General features: G+C 76.3%; 15 protein-coding genes and 1 pseudogene. 2 read left to right on the forward strand and 14 right to left on the reverse strand.

The features are described from left to right. Positions 1-2 precede the first annotated feature (2 nt). The 5 genes and pseudogenes from M1O15_RS08445 to M1O15_RS08465 form a co-directional block, all read right to left on the reverse strand. Positions 3-1,268 (reverse strand): C40 family peptidase, encoded by a 1,266-nt coding sequence (locus M1O15_RS08445; RefSeq protein WP_248632642.1) that lies wholly within the window; start codon positions 1,266-1,268, stop codon positions 3-5. Positions 1,269-1,399: 131 nt separating this feature from the next. Then, positions 1,400-1,546: pseudogene (locus tag M1O15_RS08450) on the reverse strand (cytidine deaminase); the annotation flags it as partial. A 65-nt stretch (positions 1,547-1,611) separates the two neighbouring features. After that, positions 1,612-1,887 carry a DUF8847 domain-containing protein gene (locus M1O15_RS08455; protein ID WP_248632643.1) on the reverse strand — a complete coding sequence of 92 codons (276 nt, stop codon included), beginning with the start codon at positions 1,885-1,887 and terminating at the stop codon, positions 1,612-1,614. An 83-nt stretch (positions 1,888-1,970) separates the two neighbouring features. Then, a complete protein-coding gene (locus tag M1O15_RS08460; protein WP_248632644.1) occupies positions 1,971-2,693 on the reverse strand; it encodes a TetR/AcrR family transcriptional regulator in 723 nt (240 codons plus the stop codon). 71 nt (positions 2,694-2,764) lie between these two features. After that, entirely contained in the window at positions 2,765-3,700 is a 936-nt protein-coding gene (locus tag M1O15_RS08465) for an AurF N-oxygenase family protein (RefSeq protein ID WP_248632645.1), read from the reverse strand. 440 nt (positions 3,701-4,140) lie between these two features. Between M1O15_RS08465 and M1O15_RS08470 the strand changes: the two genes are divergently transcribed. Beyond that, complete coding sequence (locus M1O15_RS08470; protein WP_248632646.1) at positions 4,141-4,887, forward strand: hypothetical protein; 747 nt, start codon at positions 4,141-4,143, stop codon at positions 4,885-4,887. A 36-nt stretch (positions 4,888-4,923) separates the two neighbouring features. Here M1O15_RS08470 and M1O15_RS08475 read toward each other — a convergent pair whose 3' ends face one another. Continuing rightward, positions 4,924-6,384 (reverse strand): penicillin-binding transpeptidase domain-containing protein, encoded by a 1,461-nt coding sequence (locus M1O15_RS08475; protein WP_248632647.1) that lies wholly within the window; start codon positions 6,382-6,384, stop codon positions 4,924-4,926. 37 nt (positions 6,385-6,421) lie between these two features. After that, the gene (locus tag M1O15_RS08480; protein WP_248632648.1) at positions 6,422-7,873 is read right to left on the reverse strand and encodes an FtsW/RodA/SpoVE family cell cycle protein; all 1,452 of its coding nucleotides are present in this window, start codon (positions 7,871-7,873) and stop codon (positions 6,422-6,424) included. A gap of 186 nt (positions 7,874-8,059) precedes the next feature. Between M1O15_RS08480 and M1O15_RS08485 the strand changes: the two genes are divergently transcribed. Further along, a complete protein-coding gene (locus M1O15_RS08485) occupies positions 8,060-9,085 on the forward strand; it encodes a questin oxidase family protein (RefSeq protein WP_248632649.1) in 1,026 nt (341 codons plus the stop codon). An 18-nt stretch (positions 9,086-9,103) separates the two neighbouring features. Here M1O15_RS08485 and M1O15_RS08490 read toward each other — a convergent pair whose 3' ends face one another. The 7 genes from M1O15_RS08490 to ligD all read right to left on the reverse strand — a co-directional run bounded on the left by M1O15_RS08490 (position 9,104) and on the right by ligD (position 17,506). Next, positions 9,104-10,354 (reverse strand): ATP-binding protein, encoded by a 1,251-nt coding sequence (locus M1O15_RS08490; RefSeq protein WP_248632650.1) that lies wholly within the window; start codon positions 10,352-10,354, stop codon positions 9,104-9,106. After that, complete coding sequence (locus M1O15_RS08495) at positions 10,354-11,163, reverse strand: hypothetical protein (protein WP_248632651.1); 810 nt, start codon at positions 11,161-11,163, stop codon at positions 10,354-10,356. The genes M1O15_RS08490 and M1O15_RS08495 overlap by 1 nt, the downstream gene beginning before the upstream one ends. 602 nt (positions 11,164-11,765) lie before the next feature. Then, positions 11,766-12,779: an NAD-dependent epimerase/dehydratase family protein gene (locus tag M1O15_RS08500; protein ID WP_248632652.1), complete on the reverse strand. Its 1,014-nt coding sequence runs from the start codon at positions 12,777-12,779 to the stop codon at positions 11,766-11,768. A 133-nt stretch (positions 12,780-12,912) separates the two neighbouring features. Next, positions 12,913-13,152 (reverse strand): zinc-ribbon domain-containing protein, encoded by a 240-nt coding sequence (locus M1O15_RS08505; RefSeq protein ID WP_248632653.1) that lies wholly within the window; start codon positions 13,150-13,152, stop codon positions 12,913-12,915. A gap of 48 nt (positions 13,153-13,200) precedes the next feature. Further along, positions 13,201-15,519, reverse strand: a complete 2,319-nt coding sequence (locus tag M1O15_RS08510; RefSeq protein WP_248632654.1) for a HEAT repeat domain-containing protein — start codon at positions 15,517-15,519, stop codon at positions 13,201-13,203. A gap of 152 nt (positions 15,520-15,671) precedes the next feature. Beyond that, positions 15,672-16,625, reverse strand: coding sequence for an ATP-dependent DNA ligase (locus tag M1O15_RS08515; protein WP_248632655.1), 954 nt, complete (start codon positions 16,623-16,625; stop codon positions 15,672-15,674). After that, positions 16,622-17,506 carry a non-homologous end-joining DNA ligase gene (gene ligD / locus M1O15_RS08520; RefSeq protein WP_248632656.1) on the reverse strand — a complete coding sequence of 295 codons (885 nt, stop codon included), beginning with the start codon at positions 17,504-17,506 and terminating at the stop codon, positions 16,622-16,624. Before ligD ends, M1O15_RS08515 begins: the two co-directional genes overlap by 4 nt. Between the last annotated feature and the right edge of the window lie 8 nt (positions 17,507-17,514).

Below are 17,514 nucleotides of genomic sequence, written 5' to 3' on the forward strand. Positions count from 1 at the left end.
GTCTAGGCGCGCCCCCCTTCCGCGTCGTACCCCTCGTCGGAGCCCGCCGCCGCCCCGGCGGGGAGCTCCGGCGGGGTGTAGCCGGCCAGCGGGCGGTCGGCCGGATCCGGGCGTACGGCGCCGAGCAGCGGGTTCGCGGCCAGCGGCGAGACCTTGACCCGGCCGCCGGGCCTCGGCGCCTGGATGACCTTTCCGTCGCCCAGGTAGAGCGCCACATGGGTGGCCTTGGGGAAGTAGACGACCAGGTCACCGGGGCGCAGCGAGCGCAGCGGCACCCGGGGCAGGGTGCGCCACTGCTCCTGGCTGGTGCGCGGGATGGCCCGCCCGGCCGACGCCCAGGCCTGGGAGGTCAGCCCCGAGCAGTCGAAGGAGCCGGGGCCCTCGGCGCCCCAGAGGTACGGCTTGCCGATCTGGCCCGCCGCGTACGCCACTGCCCGGGAGCCGAGCGCGGAGGGCGCGGCCCCGCTGTCCGGGTCCAGCTCACCGGCGTCGACCAGGGCCCGCTGGGCGCCCGCCGTCTGCGCCGCCTCCAGCGCGGCCAGCCCGTCCACCTGCTCGGCCGACAGCCCGGCCAGCATCCGCTCGACCTCCCGCAGCCGGGCGGTGACCCCGTCCCTGGCCTGCTTGTGCCGGGCGGCGAGGGTCCGCTCCCGGTCCAGTGCGGTACGGGAGGCGGTGGCCAGCACCCCGGCCCGCTTCTCGCCCTCGGCCAGCCGTGCCACCAGCGCGGCCCGCTCCCGCGCGGCGCGCCGCACCACATGGTTCTCGGTCAGCGCGCGGTCGGGGTCGCGGGCGAAGAGCAGCCGCAGCGCGGCCGGCAGGGCGGTACGCCCCTGGTACTGCGCCCGGGCCAGCCGCCCCGCCTCCGCCCGGCCGCGCGCCAACGCCTCCCGGGTCCGGGTCAGATCGCCGGTCAGCTCGTCGGTACGGGTGCCGAGGGCCTTCAGCTCCTCCTCGGCGGCGTTGTACGCCTCGGTGGCCTCCTCGGCCTGCTGGTACAGCGTCCGCAGCCGCCCCAGCATCCCCGCCACCGACCCCGGCGCCGCCTGGGTGGCCGCCTCGGGCGCCATCCCAGCGGCCGACCCGGGCGCCTCCTCGGCCACCGACCCGGGCGCCTCCTCGGCGGCCGGCCCGGGCCCCTCCACCGTCCACGAGGGAACGGGTTCGGGGACGGGGTCGGGCGCCGGAGTCGCCACCGCCGATGGGGCGGTCGGCAGGGTGGCCGCCAGCGCGAGGGCGCAGACCGTCCGCAGAAGCCTTCCTGACATCACGTCACCTCCGCGTGGATGGTGCGTGACCAGGCGGCGGCAGATCATATGACTAGCGACGGACTGCGCCACCCGGCCCACCACGGCCACCCGTCCGGGGCCCACGTTCACCGCCGGGACGGCGGCCCGGCTCACCCGGCGTCGAGCCGGTGGTCCGCCCAGACATAGCTCTCCGGCAGCAGCTCCGCCACCGGCACGGCCCGGACCCGGTCGCCCGCGCCGACGATCACCCTCAGCCCCGGGAAGTAGTCCAGCAGCACCTGACGGCACCGGCCGCAGCGGGTGCGCGCCACCTCCGCGGCGGCCCGGACGAGCGCGTGGTCGAGCGGGTCGAGCGGTGCGGTCACGCCTGCCGCCTCGGCTTCGACCAGGGCCAGCGGATCTCGCGCGGCGGGCGGCCCTCGGGGGCGTACGCGTACTTCCAGCCGCGCCGCAGACCGAGCCGCCTGGTGTGGCCGGCGGCGACCCGGCGGTAGGCGTACACGGTGGGCGGGCCGCCGTCCTCGGCCGGGACGGGGACCTGGTACCAGGCCGGCGGGTGGCCGGTGGGGCCGGTCAGCACCGGCAGCACCTCGCCGTCCAGCGGGCCGCCGGTGAAGGGGGTGTTCTCGCTACGCACCCGTCCAGTGTCACAGCCGCCCCGCCCGGTGTCACCGCAGGTCCGGCCCCCGCTCCCACCGCGGCCTCACCGCCCGGCCGCCGTCAGAGCAGATGGGCCCCGTCGGCCACGACCGGGAGCACCCGGCGGGCCAGGGTGCCGACCGGGCCGTCCGCCGACTCCTGGGCGAGCAGCGCGGCGACCGCCGTCGCCGTCTCCGGGTCGGTGGCGGCCGTCGCGGTGAGCAGCGCCACCAGATGGTCCACCAGCCAGCCGCGCAGCTCCCCGGCGTCCGGGCGCTTGCCCTCGTCCAGCCAGATCAGCGAGGCCGCCTCCACCGCCGCTATCCAGGTGCGCACCATCATCCGCAGCCGGGGCCCGGGGGAGGGCATGCCCAGGTGGAGCAGGATCTGGTCGGCGGCGGCCCGGCGCACCTCGTCCACGATCGCGGTGGTCCGGGAGGTCTCGGCCACGCTGCCGCCCCGCAACAGCGCGCTGAACCCGGCGTCATGCTGGTCCACGAAGGCCAGATAACGGTCCAGCACCCGGGTCAGCCGCTCGGTGGGCGGCCCGGCGGGCGGTTCGGCGAAGCACAGCTCCAGCTCGTCGGCGGCCGAGCGGAGCGCCGCCTCGTACAACTCCTGCTTGCCGCCGGGGAAGTAGCGGTACACCAGCGGCCGGGACACCCCGGCCGCCTCGGCGACCACGTCCAGCGAGACCTCCTCGGGCGCCTGGTGCGCGAAGAGGGACAGCGCCACCCCGAGCAGCTGCCGGCGGCGCTCCTCGACACTGAGCCGTCGGTACGCGGGGGTGGCGGCACTGGTCATGTCCGCAGCGTAACCCCGGCCCGCCCCGGACCGGCGGGCGAAGGCCGTACGCACCCGGTCCGCCCCCTGCTTCAGGCCAGCAGCCCGGAACGGCGCCACATCGCGCGTCCCGGGCCGCGCAGCACCCCGATGTCGTCGAAGAAGTCGGTCAGCCGCTTGGCGCCGGACTGCATGACCTCCCGCCGGTGGCCGCTGGCCCGCACCTGGGCGACGGCCTCGCGGCGGTCCAGGCCCACGTTCTCGTACACCTGCGGGTTGACGAAGCAGACCGAGAACACCTTGGCGGCGTTCCCGCAGCTCAGCCGGGTCAGCTCCTGCTCCCAGCGCGGGGCGGTGACCATCTGGCGGCGCAGCTCCTCGCGGGCGTAGCGCACGTGCCGGGCCTCCTCCACGACATGGATGCGGGTCACCCCGCGCACGATCTGCTGGACCCGCTCGTCGGGGAAGGTGAGCCGCTGCATCCAGTCCAGGATCTCCTCGCCCAGCAGGGTCGCGGCGAACGAGCCCGGGGTGGTGGAGACGGACTTCAGGACGCGGGCGAGATTGTGGTAGACCCGGGGCACCTGGTACGCCGGGGCCCCGCCCTTCTCGATCATGCGGGCGAACATCATCGAGTGCCGGCACTCGTCGGCGATCTCGGTGAGCGCGTAGCGCACATGATTGCTGGTGACCGACTTGTCGTAGATATGACGGACCAGCAGCTGCATCAGGATGATCTCGAACCAGATGCCCAGCGAGGCGAGCGAGGCGGCCTCGTGCCGGGCCAGGTCCATCCGCTGCTCCTCGGACATCCGCCGCCACAGCGGGGTGTCGTAGAGGGAGAGCAGCTCCGGCGGCCAGAACCACTTGCCCGGCTCGGGCGGCGAGTCCCAGTCGAGCTCCTTGTCCGGGTCGAAGGAGTGCTTGGCCGACGCCTCCAGCAGCCGGGCCGCCACCTGCTCCCGGTCCCGGAGCGGCCCGAGCGCGTCGCTGAGCAGGCGGATGTCCCGTTCGGTCACGGCGGTCATGTCGTGTGCACCTCGCGGCGGGTCGGGTGGGGATCGGTGGGGTTACCGATGGTCACCTCTTATGAGACTGCTTGTCAGCAAGCCCGTCAATGCCTCGTACGGGACTTCCTCGGCCGATGGAGGGCGGTGGGGGGCGGGCCCCGGCCGCCCGTCGCCGCCCAGCACCGTCATCGCCGTCAGTGCGGTCACATAGTCTGACCGGCATGAGCATGCCGCCGCCTCCGCCCCACCAGCCCCCGAACCAGCCGCCCCATCAGCCGAGCGGCCCCTATGGCCCGTACTCCGGTGGGCAGCCCCAGCCCGGGCCGTACGGGCAGCCGGGGCCCTATGGGCAGCAGCCGGCTCCGGGGCCGTATGGGCAGCCGCCGGCGCAGGGGCCGTACGGCGGGGTGCCGCAGCAGTATCCGGGAGGCGGGCCGTACGGCGGGCCGGGTGGGCCGATGGGGCCGCCGCCGCGGCGGAAGCGGGGCGGGATGGTGGCCCTGCTGGTCATCGGCGGGCTGGTGCTGCTCGGCTGCCTCGGCTACGGCGTGAAGATGATCGCGAGCGGGGTGGGCGGCGGCGACTCGGCCAAGCGCGGTTCCTCCGACGGCGGCAGCTCCAGCCGTGACTCCTCCCGCGGTGGCTCGTCCGGCGGCGGCTCCTCGAACGCCTTTCCGGCCGCCGAGTACAAGCTGACCGTGCCCAAGACCCTGCTGGACGGCGAGTACACCCTGCTCCAGGACATGAGCGAGAGCGAGGGCTCCAAGCTGACCCAGGAGTCCACGTCGACCACCCGGGCCGACGGCGCGGCCATCGGGCAGTACACGGCGCAGGGCGCGAGCGGCGGCAAGGTGGTGGTCCTCTCCGGCTTCTACGGGCAGGTCAAGCGGCCGGACCAGGAGCGCGGCTCGGTGCTGCGGGGCGCGGCCACCGCGGAGAACGCCCGCGTGGAGCAGCCCGCCCAGGACGTCACCCCGGCCGGTGCGGACACCACCGTCGAGTGCGCGGTGCTCTCCGCCGCCGGGGCCGGGGCCGGCCAGCGTGTGCTGTTCCCCATGTGCGCCTGGGGGGACGAGAACACCGTGGCGGGCGTGGCCTTCATGGACACCGCCCGGCTGGACGGCAAGGCGGGCGACTTCGACCTGGCCCAGGCCGCCAAGGACACCCTGAAGATCCGCACCGAGACCCGCACCCCGATCAGCTGAGGCACCCCGGCCGACGCGGAGCGAGCCGCCACCGCGTCACCGTCCCCGTAGCGCCGCCGCCATCACCGCGCGGGCGATCGGCGCCGCGCTGCCGCCGCCGCTGATGTCCTGGCGCTTGGCCGCCGCGTCCTCCACCACCACCGCGACGGCCACCGCCGGCCGCACCTCGTCCGGGTCCTTCGCCCAGCCGATGAACCAGGCGTACGGGGTGCCGATGTTGTCCATGCCGTGCTGGGCCGTGCCGGTCTTGCCGCCGACGATCGCCCCGGGGATGGCCGCCCGGCGGCCGGAGCCGCGCTCCACCGCCTCCACCGTCAGCCGCTGGAGCACCCGTGCGGTCGTCGGGCGCATGGCCCGCCGGTAGGAGGTGCGCAGCTGGCGCCGTACGGTGTCGCCGCCGGCCGTGGTGGTCCGCTCCACCAGGTACGGGTGGGCGATCTCGCCCTCGTTGGCGACCGCCGCCGCCACCATCGCCATCTGGAGCGGGGTGGCCCGGGTGTCGTACTGCCCGATGGAGGACAGCGCCAGCCGGTCCACCGTCAGCTCCCGGTCGAAGTGGGACCGGGCCACCGCCGAGGGCACCCGCAGCGAGCCGTCGTTGAAGCCGAACCGCCCCACCGCCTCCAGCATCCCGGGCAGCCCCACCGTCACCCCGAGGTGGGCCATCACCGTGTTGCAGGACCAGCGGATCGCGTACGCCAGTGAGGCCCTGCCGCAGCCGGTCGCCTCGTTCGGCAGCCGGGTGCGGGTGCCGGGCAGCAGATACGGCTCCGGGGCACCGGTCGGGCCGTCCGGGTCCTCGACCACCCCGGACTCCAGCGCCGCCGCGGCCGTCACCAGCTTGAAGGTGGAGCCGGGCGGATAGGTCTGCCGCAGCGCCCGGTTGAGCATCGGCTGGTCGCTACGGGCGTTGAGCCGGGCCCACGCCCCGGTGGTCCTTCTCCCCGTACCGGAGAGCGCCGCCGGGTCGTAGGAGGGGCTGGAGACCAGGGCGAGGATCCGCCCGCTGGACGGCTCCAGGGCGGCGACCGCCCCGCGCTTGCCCCGCAGGCCCTCGAAGGCGAGCCGTTGCAGCGGTGCCTCGATGGTGGTCTCGACGTTCCCGCCGGGCGCGCGGGTGCGGCTGAACTCCCGCCACAGCGGCAGCGCGGTCAGCATCGCGCTGGTCCCGGCCAGCACGGTGTCCTCGGTGTGTTCGAGGAGGGTGGTGCCGTAGGTCTGCGAGGAGTAGCCGGTGACCGGGGCGTAGAGCGGTCCCTCGGTGTAGGTCCGCTCATGGCGCAGCCGCCCCCCGGAGTCCCGGGAGCCGGTCACCGGCCGCCCGCCGACCAGGATGTTCCCGCGCGGCTCGGCGTAACGGGCCAGCGCGGGCCGCCGGTTGGCGGGGTTCTTGTCCAGTACCGGGGCCTCGACCAGCTGCACCCGGACGGCGTTGACCAGCAGCGCGGCGAGCAGCAGCAGGCAGAGCCCGGCGGCCCGGCGGATACAGGGGATCACCGGCGGGCCTCCGTATGACCTGCGACAGGGACGGGGATCACCGGCGGGCCTCCGCACGGCCGACGGCGGAGGCGGGGGCGCCGGTCAGGGTGGGCGGCGGGTCCGGGGCGCGGGCCGAGTCGCTGACCCGGACCAGCAGCGCCACGATGATCCAGTTGGTCACCACCGACGAGCCGCCCTGCGCCAGGAAGGGCATCGCCATCCCGGTCAACGGGATCAGCCCCATCACCCCGCCCGCGATCACGAACACCTGGAGCGCGGGCACCGTGGCGAGCCCCGTGGCCAGCAGCCGCCCGAACGGGTCCCGCAGGGCGAGTGCGGTGCGGTAACCGCGCGCCACGAACAGCGCGTAGAGCAGGAACAGCGCGGTCAGCCCGACCAGCCCCAGCTCCTCCCCGGCGGTGGCCAGGATGAAGTCGGACTTGGCGGCGAAGCCGATCAGCACCGAGTCGCCCCGGCCCAGACCGGTGCCCAGCATCCCTCCGGCGGCGAACGCGAAGAGGGACTGGGCCAGTTGGCCCGGCCCCCGCCCCGCCTCGATGGAGGCGAAGGGGTGCAGCCAGTCCTCCACCCGGCCGTGCACATGCGGCTCCACGCTGCCGACGGCGAACGCCCCCGCCGAGGCGAGCAGCAGGCCCACGGCCACCCAGCTCGCCCGCCCGGTCGCCGCGTACAGCACGATCACGAACATCCCGAAGAACAGCAGCGAGGTGCCGAGGTCCCGCTCCAGCACCAGCACGCCCACACTGACCAGCCAGATCGTCACCACCGGGCCGAGCACCCGGCCGGGCGGCAGCCGCATCCGCCCCCGCGGACCGCCGTCGGCCCCCGGCAGCGCGTCCAGGTCCCGGTGGCCGCGATGGCCCCGGGCGGCCAGGGCGTCCCGGTTGGCGGCGAGATAGGCGGCGAAGAACACCGCCAGCAGCACCTTGGCGAACTCGCCCGGCTGGAACGAGAGCGGCCCCACCCTGATCCAGATCCGGGCCCCGTTCACCTCGGGGAAGAGGATCGGCACGGCGAGCAGCAGCAGCGCCGCCGCGCCGCACACATACGCGTACCGCTGGAGCGCGCGGTGGTCGCGCAGCGCCGCCACCACGGCGATGAACAGCGCCACCCCCAGGGTGGACCACACCAGCTGGGTGGGCGCCGCCCGGTCGGCCGGGGTCTCCAGGTCCAGGCGGTAGATCAGGACCAGGCCCAGCCCGTTGAGCAGTACGGCGATCGGCAGCAGCAGCGGGTCGGCGTACCGGGCGCACAGCCGTACGGTGAGATGCGCGAGCAGCGCGAGCAGCCCCAGCCCGGCCCCGTACCGGGCGGCGTCCGGCGGCACCGCCCCGTCCCGGGCGAGGCCGACGGCGACATAGCCGTAGACGGCGATCAGCACGGCGCCGACGAGGAGGCACAGCTCCACCCCCCGGCCCCCGCGCACCCCGCGCGTCCCGCCGGGGCCGATGGCGTCGCCGTGGCCGGTCGGTGCGATGGCGGTCATGCCGGGAACCTAGCAAGGGAGGGATGATATGTCCGGTATGCGGCCTCCTGTGGTGAGGCCTCCCTCCAGGGCCCTCGGTCCAAGGTCCCGGCTCCGATGGTCCCCCTGCCCGACGGCGGGCACCCGCCACCCGGCGCAGGATGGGCGGCGTCCGGAACGCCCACCGACCAGGACCGCGAGGCGACGATGACGACCACTGAGGACACCAGCGGCACCCTGGACGAGGCGCTGGAGCGGCTGCACCGCACCGGGCCGGAGTTCCAGGGCTGGCTGAGCAACCACGGGCCGATGGTGGTGGAGGCGCTGGTACGGGGCGGGCAGTCGCGCCGGGTGCACCGCTGGCTGGACCACTACCAGCGCAGGCTGCACGAGATGCCCGCCCGCACCGAGGAGGTCACCCCGGAGAACTGGCGGGAGGCGCTGGGCGACCCGGCGCGGATCACCGACTGGACCGACCACTTCCGCCGCGAGACCGCCGAGCGGCCCTGGCGGGAGGTGCTCACCGAGTGGTGGCCGCGGCTGCTGCCCGGCATCGCGGCCGGCGCCACCCACCCGGTCATCCGCACCGGCCACGCCGTGCACGCCCTGCTCGGCGGCGAGGAGACCGAACCCCGTACCGGCGAACTCGCCCACGCCCTCGGCTACTGGGCGGCCCGCCACCAGCCGCTGCCCCCGCTCACCGAGTGGCCGGCCCCCGCCGGGATCACGGCCGCCCTGGACGCCGTACCGCCCGTCCCGCACCAGGAAGGCGGCATCCTCGGCCGGCTGGACCAGCTCACCGGGCTGCCCCAGGCGCCCGCCGCCGACGGCCCGGAGCAGGCGCGGGCGCGGCTCACCGAACTGGTCGCCGCCGCGACGCACCGCTACGGCACCCACGGCCACGGCGATCCGGTCATGCTGGTCCACGCCGCCACCGCGCCCAACGCCGTACTGCGCACTCTGCCCGCGCTGCCCCGGGAACTGTGGCCGGCCTCGCTGGCGGCGGCCTGGAGCGCCTCCGCCGCGGTGACCGCCGCCTACACCCCGGCCGTTCCCCGGGCCCTGGCCGCCTCCCGGACCCCGGCCGACGCCGGGGAACTGCTGGCCCGGGCGGCGGCGCACGGCGACGACCACGCCATCAAGTTCGCCGACACCGCGCTGGCCGTGGGCGACCCGGCGGCCATCGGCGCGGCCCTGCACGCCCTGGAGCTGATCCCCCCGGCCGACGACTGACCACCGCTTCCCCGTGGGTCAGTCGGTCAGCTCGCGGAGGGTCAGCCGGGCGACCGCGCCGCCGCCCGGCGCGTTGGCGAAGGACAGCTCCGCGCCGATGACCGCCGACTGGCCCGCCGCGATGGTCAGACCCAGCCCGTGCCCCTTGCTGCCGCTCTCGGTGCGGAACCGCTGCGGCCCGTGCTCCAGCAGATACGGCGGAAAGCCCGGTCCGTGGTCCCGTACCGTCACCACCGGCCCGTTCACCACGACCACCACCGGCGGCCGGCCGTGCTTGCGGGCGTTGGCGACCAGGTTGCCGAGCACCCGCTCCAGCCGCCGCCGGTCCGTCTCCACCCGGGCGTCCCGCACCACCCGCACCCGGACCTCCCCGTCACCCACCGCCCGTACCGCGCGCTCGGCCAGCGGGCCCAGCGCGCACACCTCCGCGTCCCGTTCCTCCGAGCCGGTGTCCAGCCGGGAGATCTCCAGCAGGTCCTCGGTCAGCGCCCGCATCGCCCGCACCCGGTCCCGTACCAGCTCCGCGGGCCGCCCCTCGGGCAGCAGCTCCGCGGCGGCCCACAGCCCGGTCAGCGGGGTGCGCAGCTCATGCGCCACATCCGCGGTGAACCGCTGCTCGCTCTGCAGCTTGCCCTGGAGGCTGGAGGCCATGGTGTCCAGCGCCCCGGAGACCGTCGCCACCTCGTCCTTCCGGCGGGACGGGTCCCCGGTGCGCGGATCGCCCACCCGGGCGTCCAGGTCGCCCCGGCTGATCCGCCGCGCCACCTGCGCCGTCAGATGCAGCCGCCGGGTCACCCGGGTCACCGCGAACGCGCCGAGCACCAGGGTCGCCCCGATGGCCAGCACCGATGAGCCCACGATCGCCTGGTCCAGCCCGCTGATGGTGCCCGCGCTCTGCGAGTAGTCCAGCCGGACGCCGAGTGCCCGGCCGTCCGCCGGCCCGGCGGCCCACATGGTCGGGTGGCCGGCGTGGTCGGCCACCACCGTGCCGCGCTCGCCGGCGGCGGCCAGCCTCCGCAGCGAGGGCGGCATTCCGGCCGGATCCACCCCCGCGTACGAGGGCAGCGGGTCGCCCGCCTCATAGGCCCGGGTGACGTCCTCCAGCCGGCCCAGCGCCTTCTCCCGGGCCGTGTCCACGGTCTGCCGGGTCACCGAGGCGTGCACCAGCGCGCCCAGCATCGCCGCGAGCGCACAGCACATCACGGTGATGAAGGCGGCGGCCTTCCAGGTGAGCGTCGCCGTCCAGGCCGGCAGCCGGGGCATCCGCATCACCGCGCCCCGGAGGGGGAGGCCTCCGCCGACGGGGAGCCGGACGGGGTATCGCCACGGGACGGGGCCGGGGACGGGGAGCCGGACGGCCTGGCGCTGCTACGGGAGGGGGCCGGCCGGACCCGTACGATCTCGTCGCTCGCCGGGAGCATCGCCCGCTGGCGGGCCTCCCAGGTCCAAGTGGTCCGGTACTCGTAGCCGGGGATGCCCGCCGAGACCGCCCGGACCACCAGGCTCCGCCCGGCGATCTGCACGCCCACCACCTGGTCCTCGTCGGACAGGATGCGGGTCAGCCCGCCGCGCTCCGGCATATAGACCCGCAGCCCGGTCTGCTGCTCCTCCATCCGGACCGCGACGATCAGCTCGTCCCGCCCGTCCCCGGTCAGGTCCCGGTAGTACGGCCGCAGCACCGGGCACTGCGCCGGGTGCTCGCGGCACTCGCGGATCCGGCGGACGGTCGTCCGGTAGACCCCGTCCTCGCCCCGGAACTGGTCCGGATCGGCCTTCAGCTCCGCCTGGACCACCGCGACCGGGTCCGCCTCGCGCACGTCCCCGCTCGGCAGCCGGATTTCCGGGACCCGCTCGGTCTCGCCCTCGCCGTAGTCGTACGGGGGAGCGGTGACCGGCGGCAGGTCCGGCCAGAGCCGCACCGGTCCGGCGGCCGTGGGCGTCGGCCCGGCGCTCTCCAGCCCGCCCGCGTCACCGCACCCGGTGAGGACCGCCGCCGACAGCAGGACAGCGGCCCGGACCGCCGTACGAGTCCTGCGGGAGCGGGGCGGAGTGGCCGTTGGCGGCGGGCGGCGGCTCACGTGCGCGGTGCTCCTCGTGCTGGCGACCCCTTCCGGCGGGGACGGCGGGGCGGACGATCTGATCCGCCGCCCACCTTATGGCGCGGGAACCTGATGTGGACGTTAGGTGCCTTTTGTCCACAGCCGCTCACCCCACCTGACCGGAGCCGCCACCCGACCGTCTCCTGGTCGGCTTCCGGTCGGCTTCCGGTCGGGCGCGCCTGACCGCCGCACCCGGCCGCCTCCCGGCGCCGCACCCGGCCGCCTCCCGGCGCCGCACCCGGCCGCCTTCCGGTCGGCCGCCCGGCCGCCTCCCGGCACCCCACCTGCCGTCTCCTGGTCGGGCGCGCCTAGTCGGCGCACCCGGCCGCTTCCCGGCCAGCCGCACCCGGCCACTTTCTGGTCGGCCCGCCCGGCGCCGCACCCGGCCGCCTTCCGGTCGGCCCGCCCGGCCGTCTCCCGGCGCCGCACCTGCCGTCTCCTGGTCGGGCGCGCCCGACCACCGCACCCAGCCGCCTCCCGGGCAGGCGCACCCGGCCGCCGCACACGGTCGGCTCCTGGCGCCGCGCCCGCCCCGCCGGGCCCCCCGCCCCGCCGGGCCCCCCGCCCCGCCGGGCCCCCGCTCAGCGTCCCCGGTCCTCCGGGCCGGCGGCCCGGTACGCGTCCAGCAGCTCCCGCTCACGCCCGGCGCTGAGACCGGCGCGGCGGGGGCGGTCCAGGCCCTCGGCGCGCTCCCACTCCAGGGTGTCGGCCAGCACCTCCGCCACCGGGCGGTTGCGCAGCCCGGCGGCGCGGGCCGCGGCGCCGCTGCGTGCCGAGAAGCCCTCCCAGCCCGGCATGACCGCCCACATCGCCAGCGACTCCTCGCCCATGAACTGCCCCACCCCCTGCTCCAGCAGCCAGTCCCGCCCGGCGCCCACCACCGAGCCGGTGTGGCCCCCGGCGGCGCGGGACAGCTCGACCCACTCCCCGAACGGGACGACCGGGCCCACCGCGTCGAAGGTGCCGGTGGTCCCGGCCGTCGCGGCGTCCAGCAGCCAGGCCGCCAGATCCCGTACGTCCACGGCCTGGGTCGGCAGCTCGGGGGTGGCCGGGACCAGCATGGACCCGTGCGGGTCACGCGCGGCCCGGGCGGCCCAGTAGCCGGTGCGCCCGGTGTGGTCGCCCGGACCGCCGATCAGCCCCGCCCGGGCGATCAGCAGCCGGTCGCCGACCGCCGCGGTGGACGCCTGCTCACAGGCGGCCTTGGCCTCGCCGTAGGCCTCCCGGTCCACCTCGGCGCGGTCCGTCGGGTCGAGCAGCGCCGCCGACTCGTCGGCGCCCACCACCGCGTGCGAGGCATACGCGCTGACGGACGACACATACGTCCAGTGCCGGGCCCGGCCGCCGAGCGCGTCCAGCGCCTCCCGGACGAACCCGGGCTGCCAGGACACCTCCACCACCGCGTCCCAGTCACGGTCCCGCAGCGGCGCGTACGCGGCCGGGTCCCGCCGGTCCGCGACCACCAGCTCCGCGCCCTCGGCGATCTCCCCGCTCTCCCCGCGGGCCAGACAGGTCACCCGATGGCCGCGCGCCACCGCCTGCCGGGACAACTCCCGCCCCAGCCAGGCCGTTCCACCCAGAACCAGCATCTCCATGGCATCCATGGCGCCAGCCAAGCACCCACCCGGCCCCTGCCCCCAGCGGACTTCGCCGACAGCGGACCCCGTTCGCCCGGAGCGGACCACCCGCCCGTCCGGGCGCGGTGAGCGCCGCCGTCAACGGATGCCGTCACACCGCCCCGGCGAGCAGCCGCTCCGCCTGCCCGAAGTCGAGCTTGCGCTCCGCACCGCAGGCGGTGCACTGGGTGCTGTAGGAGGTGGAGACCCGGAACAGCGGTACGAAGAACAGGGTGAACTTCGTGGTCCGCTTGCGCAGCGGATGCGCCACCCGGGCGCCGCAGTCGCCGCACACCAGGCTCAGCACGGCCAGTTGGCGCAGATACGCCTTGGTACCGAAGAGGACGAGCATCCGGCACCTCCCTCTCCACTCGCGTTCCCGACCTGCCCAACGTCCCCGTCAGGCGAGTCGTTCCCCGCCGTGCTCCCGGCCGTGGCCCAGCGCCCGCCGGCAGAGGGCCAGCAGTTCCTCGTCCCGGTGGATGTCCTGGTGGCCGGCGAGCTGCCCGGCCACCTGCTCGGCGGCGTTGTGCCGGCGCGGCCGGGCCAGCTCGGCCCGTAGCAGCGCGGCCGCCTCCGCCGGGACCGGGCCCCGCTCGGCCAGGCAGCGCGCGACGGCCGGCCTGACGTGACGGTTCTCCTGCCAGGCCGCCACCAGCACCGGCAGCGACTCCTCCGCGCTGCCCGTCACCGCCCACAGCGCCGCCGCCGCGTCCACCCGCACCGACGCGTTCGGCGCCATCATGCAGCTCCGCAGCTCGGCGGCGGTCGCCCCGGCGGCAGGTCCCATCGCGCCCGCCACCTGCGCCGCCCGCCGCCGGTGCCCGGCGTCCGGGTACCGCAGCAGCACGCGCAGCCCCGGCACCGCGGTGTCCGCGTCCGCCTCCACCGCCCACAGCGCCCGGGCCGCCGCGGCCGCCACCGCCGGGGAGCCGTGCGCCAGCAGGGTCCGCAACTCCCCGGCGGCCGCCCCGCGCGCCTCCGCGCCGATCGCGGCCAGCGTCAGCAGCGACCGCTCCACCATCCGGTCCCGCTGCGCCGCCGGGGCGCCGTGCAGCATCCGCAGCACCTCCGGCAGGGCCTCGGCCCCGCCCACCCGGGCCAGCGCCGCGAGCAGCGGCTCCGCCGTCTCCGCGAGCCTGCCGTCCAGCGGCAGCCGGGCCAGCCTGCGCCGCAGCGCCGGCACCAGCGGGGCCGCCGCCCCGCCCAGCCGGGGGATGGCACGCAGCAGCCGGCCGTCCGGCTCCGGATGCCCCAGTGCCCGGGCCAGCCCCGGCACCGCCCGGGCGTCCCCGGCCCGGGCGAGCGCCAGCAGGGCGTGGCCGCCCGTGCCCAGCCCGTCGTCCTGCTCGGCCGCCCACGGGGCGGTGGCCAGGGCCGCCGCCTCCGCCAGCGCGTCGGACGCCGGACGGGCCAGCGCGAACAGCTCCTCCAGTCGGACCGCGGCGGCCCGGGCCAGCCAGGGGTCCGCCTCCGCGAGCTGCGCCCCGATCAGGGCCACCACCTCGTCGTACGAACCGCGCCACACGCGGAGCAACTCGCCGCAGACCCAGACCGCGTCGGCGCGCCGGCCCCGGTCGGGACTGCGCAGCTGCACGGTGACCAGGGCGGTGCGGTCGGCGACCCGGTCGTTCAGGGCGCCGTGCAGGGTACGGAGCAGATCGTCCGCCCAGGCAGTGCCCCGTTCGCCCCGCTCACCGGCCCGGGGCCCCTCCCGCGACGGCCGCGCCTGCCCCAGCAGGATCGGCGCCGGCTCGGCGGCCCCGTCGGCCCCCGGCCCGTAGACCTCCCCGGGCAGGGCGTCGAAGGGGCCGCCCGCACCCTCCGGCGGCACGCCCCAGGCGGACCGCGCCCAGATGGCGAAATCCAGCCCCTCAGGCTCCCCGTACCCGCCGTACCGTGCGCCGGCGGACGGCTCCGGCGCGGACGGTCCCAGCGCTCCCGGCGCGGGCGCCCCCTGCGCGGACGCTCCCGTCGCGGGCGCCTCCCGCAGGGCGGCGAGCAGCTCGGTGACCCGGGCAACCACATCCCCCGGCAGCCGGGCCGGGGCGCAGCGGGCCAGCCGGGTCAGCGCGGCCAGCCGGACCGCCGGGTCCTGGGCGGCGCCCATCAGCCAGCCCAGCCAGTCGGTGATCTCGTCCCGCAGCGAGGCGTACCGCAGCGCCAGCCGCCCGATCGCCTCGACCAGCGCGAGCCGCACCTCGGTCTCCGGCTCCGTGGTCAGCCGCTCCCGCAGCAGGCCTAGCACCCGGGCCGGGTCGCCGTGCATCGAGGCCAGCGCCCCCGGTACGGCCAGCCGCACCTCGGGGTCCCGGTCCCCGAGCAGCCCCACGAACACCTCCGCCCCGGCGGCGACCGCGGCCGAGGCCATGGCGTAGTTCGCCGCGTCCTCGAACCCCTCGTCCTCCGGGTCGAGCGCGGCCATCTCGTCGTCGCCGTCCAGGTCGATGCCGCCCACGCTGGCCAGCAGCTCCACCACGCAGCCCCGGTCCCGTACCGCCGGGTCCGCCACCAGCTCCAGCAGGAACGGGATGCAGGCGAGCGTGGAGTCGTACACATCGCCCTGGTGGTGGACGGCCCCGTACATGGCGTCGAGCGCCGCCTCACGCTCCCCCGGGTCGGCCGACGCGAGCCCGCGCAGCAGCCCGGGTACGTCGTCCGCCGGTCCGTAGGCATGACTCAACGAGGCCCAGTCGACCTCCTCGATCCCCCTGAACATGCCATCCCTCCCCGCCAGCCCTGCACTTGGGGGCAATAGTGCACCACAAGCCTGAGAGCGATGCCCCGGCAATCGGACACCTTTCAACGGCTTTTCCGCGAGTCGGCACGGGGTGCCGCACCTGGCCGAAAACCATCCCCGCCCGTCCCCGGTCAGCCGACGGGCCCGCGCCCGGGCGGGTCACCCTCCGGCCCCCGCAGCCGCAGCACGGTGGTCACGGTGTGCCGGGTGGTGCCCGTCGCCACCTCCGCCAGCAGGCCCGGTTCCACCTCGCGGTACGCCACATCGCCGAGCCCCACCGCCATCGCGGTGGCCTCCCCGCCGGTCGGCCGCCCGCGCAGCACCGCCCCCGCACCGGCCCGGAGCGCGGGCGGCAGCGGGCTGCTCACCACCGGTGTGTCGTCGTCCGGCAGCACCACCACCAGCGAGACCGGGCGCTCGGCGGGCCCGGTGAAGCCGACCACCGCCGCCTCCTGGGTGTCGGTGTGCCGCAGCTTGCGCCAGGCCCGTACGCCCGGCCGATACGGCTGGTCCAGCCGCTTGACGACCAGCCCCTCCACCCCGATCCCCGGCAGTGTCTCGAACCAGGTGGCGGCCAGTTCCGGGTCGGTGGTCATCGGTACCGGCTGGATCGGCGGCCCCAGTCCCCCCAGCAGCCCCACCAGCCCCTCCCGCCGCACCGAGTACCGCAGGGACCGCAGATCCTCGCCGCCCACCCCCAGCAGATCGAAGGCGGCGTACGAGGCCGGCAGCCGCTCGGCGAGTAGCGGCGCCCGGCCCGGGGTGGCGGCGGCCCGCCCCTGCACCGCGGCGAAGTCGATCCTGCCCTCCCGCCACACCACCACCTCCCCGTCCAGCACCGTCCCCTCCGGCAGCCGCCGCGCCGCCGCCGCCAGATCGGGGAACGCGCCGGTCACGATCCGCCCCGACCGCGCCTGAAGCACCACACCCCCCTCCCTCCCCCTCACCCCGCCCGTCCGGAACACCACCATCCGGTGCCCGTCGAACTTCGGCTCGTACGCCAGTCCCGCCTCACGCGGCAGGACGCCCACCGTCTCGGCCAGCGCGACCCGCACCGGCGGCGCCAGGGGCCCGAGCCCCCTCACGGCAGCCGTCCCGCGCGCTCCGGGTCGAGCAGCGGGGCCAGCAGATCCCCGTACCGCTCGAACCGCGCCGGCAGATCGGCGGGCAGGAACACCAGCCGCTCGGCGTCCCGGCAGGCGCCGACCTCCTCCCAGGTCACCGGCGCCGAGACGGCAGGCAAGCGACGGGCCCGCAGGGTGTAGGGGGCGGCCGTGGTCTTGGTGGCGGCGTTCTGGCTGTGGTCCACGAAGACCTTGCCGGGCCGCAGCGCCTTGGCCATCCGGTGGACGACCTCACCCGGCAGCTCCGCCTCCGCCTCCCGCGCCAGGCGCCGTGCGTAGGCGGAGACCCGCTCCGAGGGCGCCGGCTCCAGCGCCGCGTACAGATGCAGGCCCTTGGCGCCGGAGGTCTTGGCGTACGCCTCCAGCCCGTCGGCCGCGAGCCGCTCCCGCAGCCACAGGGCGACCCGGCAGCAGTCCACCACGGTCGCCGGCGCCCCCGGGTCCAGGTCCAGCACCAGCCGGTCGGCGATCGCGGGGGCGGCGGCCCGCCACTGCGGGGTGTGCAGCTCGGCCACCAGGTTCGCCGCCCACATCAGCGAGGGCAGGTCCTCGACCAGCACCTGGTGCGCGCCGGGGTCGTCGGAACGGGGCACCGGGGCGACCCTCACCCAGTCGGGCGTGCCGGGCGGCGGGTTCTTGGTGAAGAACAGCTGCCCGTCCGGGCCGTCCGGATAGCGCAGGAAGGAGAGCGGCCGGTCCCGCAGATGGGGGAGGAGACGGGGCGCGGCGGTGGCGTAGTAGTGCAGCAGCTCGCCCTTGGTCGTCCCGGTGGCCGGATGGATGACCTTGTCGAGGTTGCTGAGGGCCAGCCGCCGCCCCTCCACCTCCGTGATCGGCGTCATAAGATGAG

The sequence above is a fragment of the Streptomyces lichenis genome, from assembly GCF_023218175.1.
Classification (GTDB): Bacteria; Actinomycetota; Actinomycetes; order Streptomycetales; family Streptomycetaceae; genus Streptomyces; species Streptomyces lichenis.

Coding starts and splice junctions, on each gene's coding strand:
- M1O15_RS08445 (WP_248632642.1), bottom strand. CDS start 1,268: ATGTCAGGAAGGCTTCTGCGGACGGTCTGCGCCCTCGCGCTGGCGGCC.
- M1O15_RS08460 (WP_248632644.1), bottom strand. CDS start 2,693: ATGACCAGTGCCGCCACCCCCGCGTACCGACGGCTCAGTGTCGAGGAG.
- M1O15_RS08465 (WP_248632645.1), bottom strand. CDS start 3,700: ATGACCGCCGTGACCGAACGGGACATCCGCCTGCTCAGCGACGCGCTC.
- M1O15_RS08470 (WP_248632646.1), top strand. CDS start 4,141: ATGGGGCCGCCGCCGCGGCGGAAGCGGGGCGGGATGGTGGCCCTGCTG.
- M1O15_RS08480 (WP_248632648.1), bottom strand. CDS start 7,873: ATGACCGCCATCGCACCGACCGGCCACGGCGACGCCATCGGCCCCGGC.
- M1O15_RS08485 (WP_248632649.1), top strand. CDS start 8,060: ATGACGACCACTGAGGACACCAGCGGCACCCTGGACGAGGCGCTGGAG.
- M1O15_RS08490 (WP_248632650.1), bottom strand. CDS start 10,354: ATGCGGATGCCCCGGCTGCCGGCCTGGACGGCGACGCTCACCTGGAAG.
- M1O15_RS08500 (WP_248632652.1), bottom strand. CDS start 12,779: ATGGAGATGCTGGTTCTGGGTGGAACGGCCTGGCTGGGGCGGGAGTTG.
- M1O15_RS08505 (WP_248632653.1), bottom strand. CDS start 13,152: ATGCTCGTCCTCTTCGGTACCAAGGCGTATCTGCGCCAACTGGCCGTG.
- M1O15_RS08510 (WP_248632654.1), bottom strand. CDS start 15,519: ATGTTCAGGGGGATCGAGGAGGTCGACTGGGCCTCGTTGAGTCATGCC.
- ligD (WP_248632656.1), bottom strand. CDS start 17,506: ATGACGCCGATCACGGAGGTGGAGGGGCGGCGGCTGGCCCTCAGCAAC.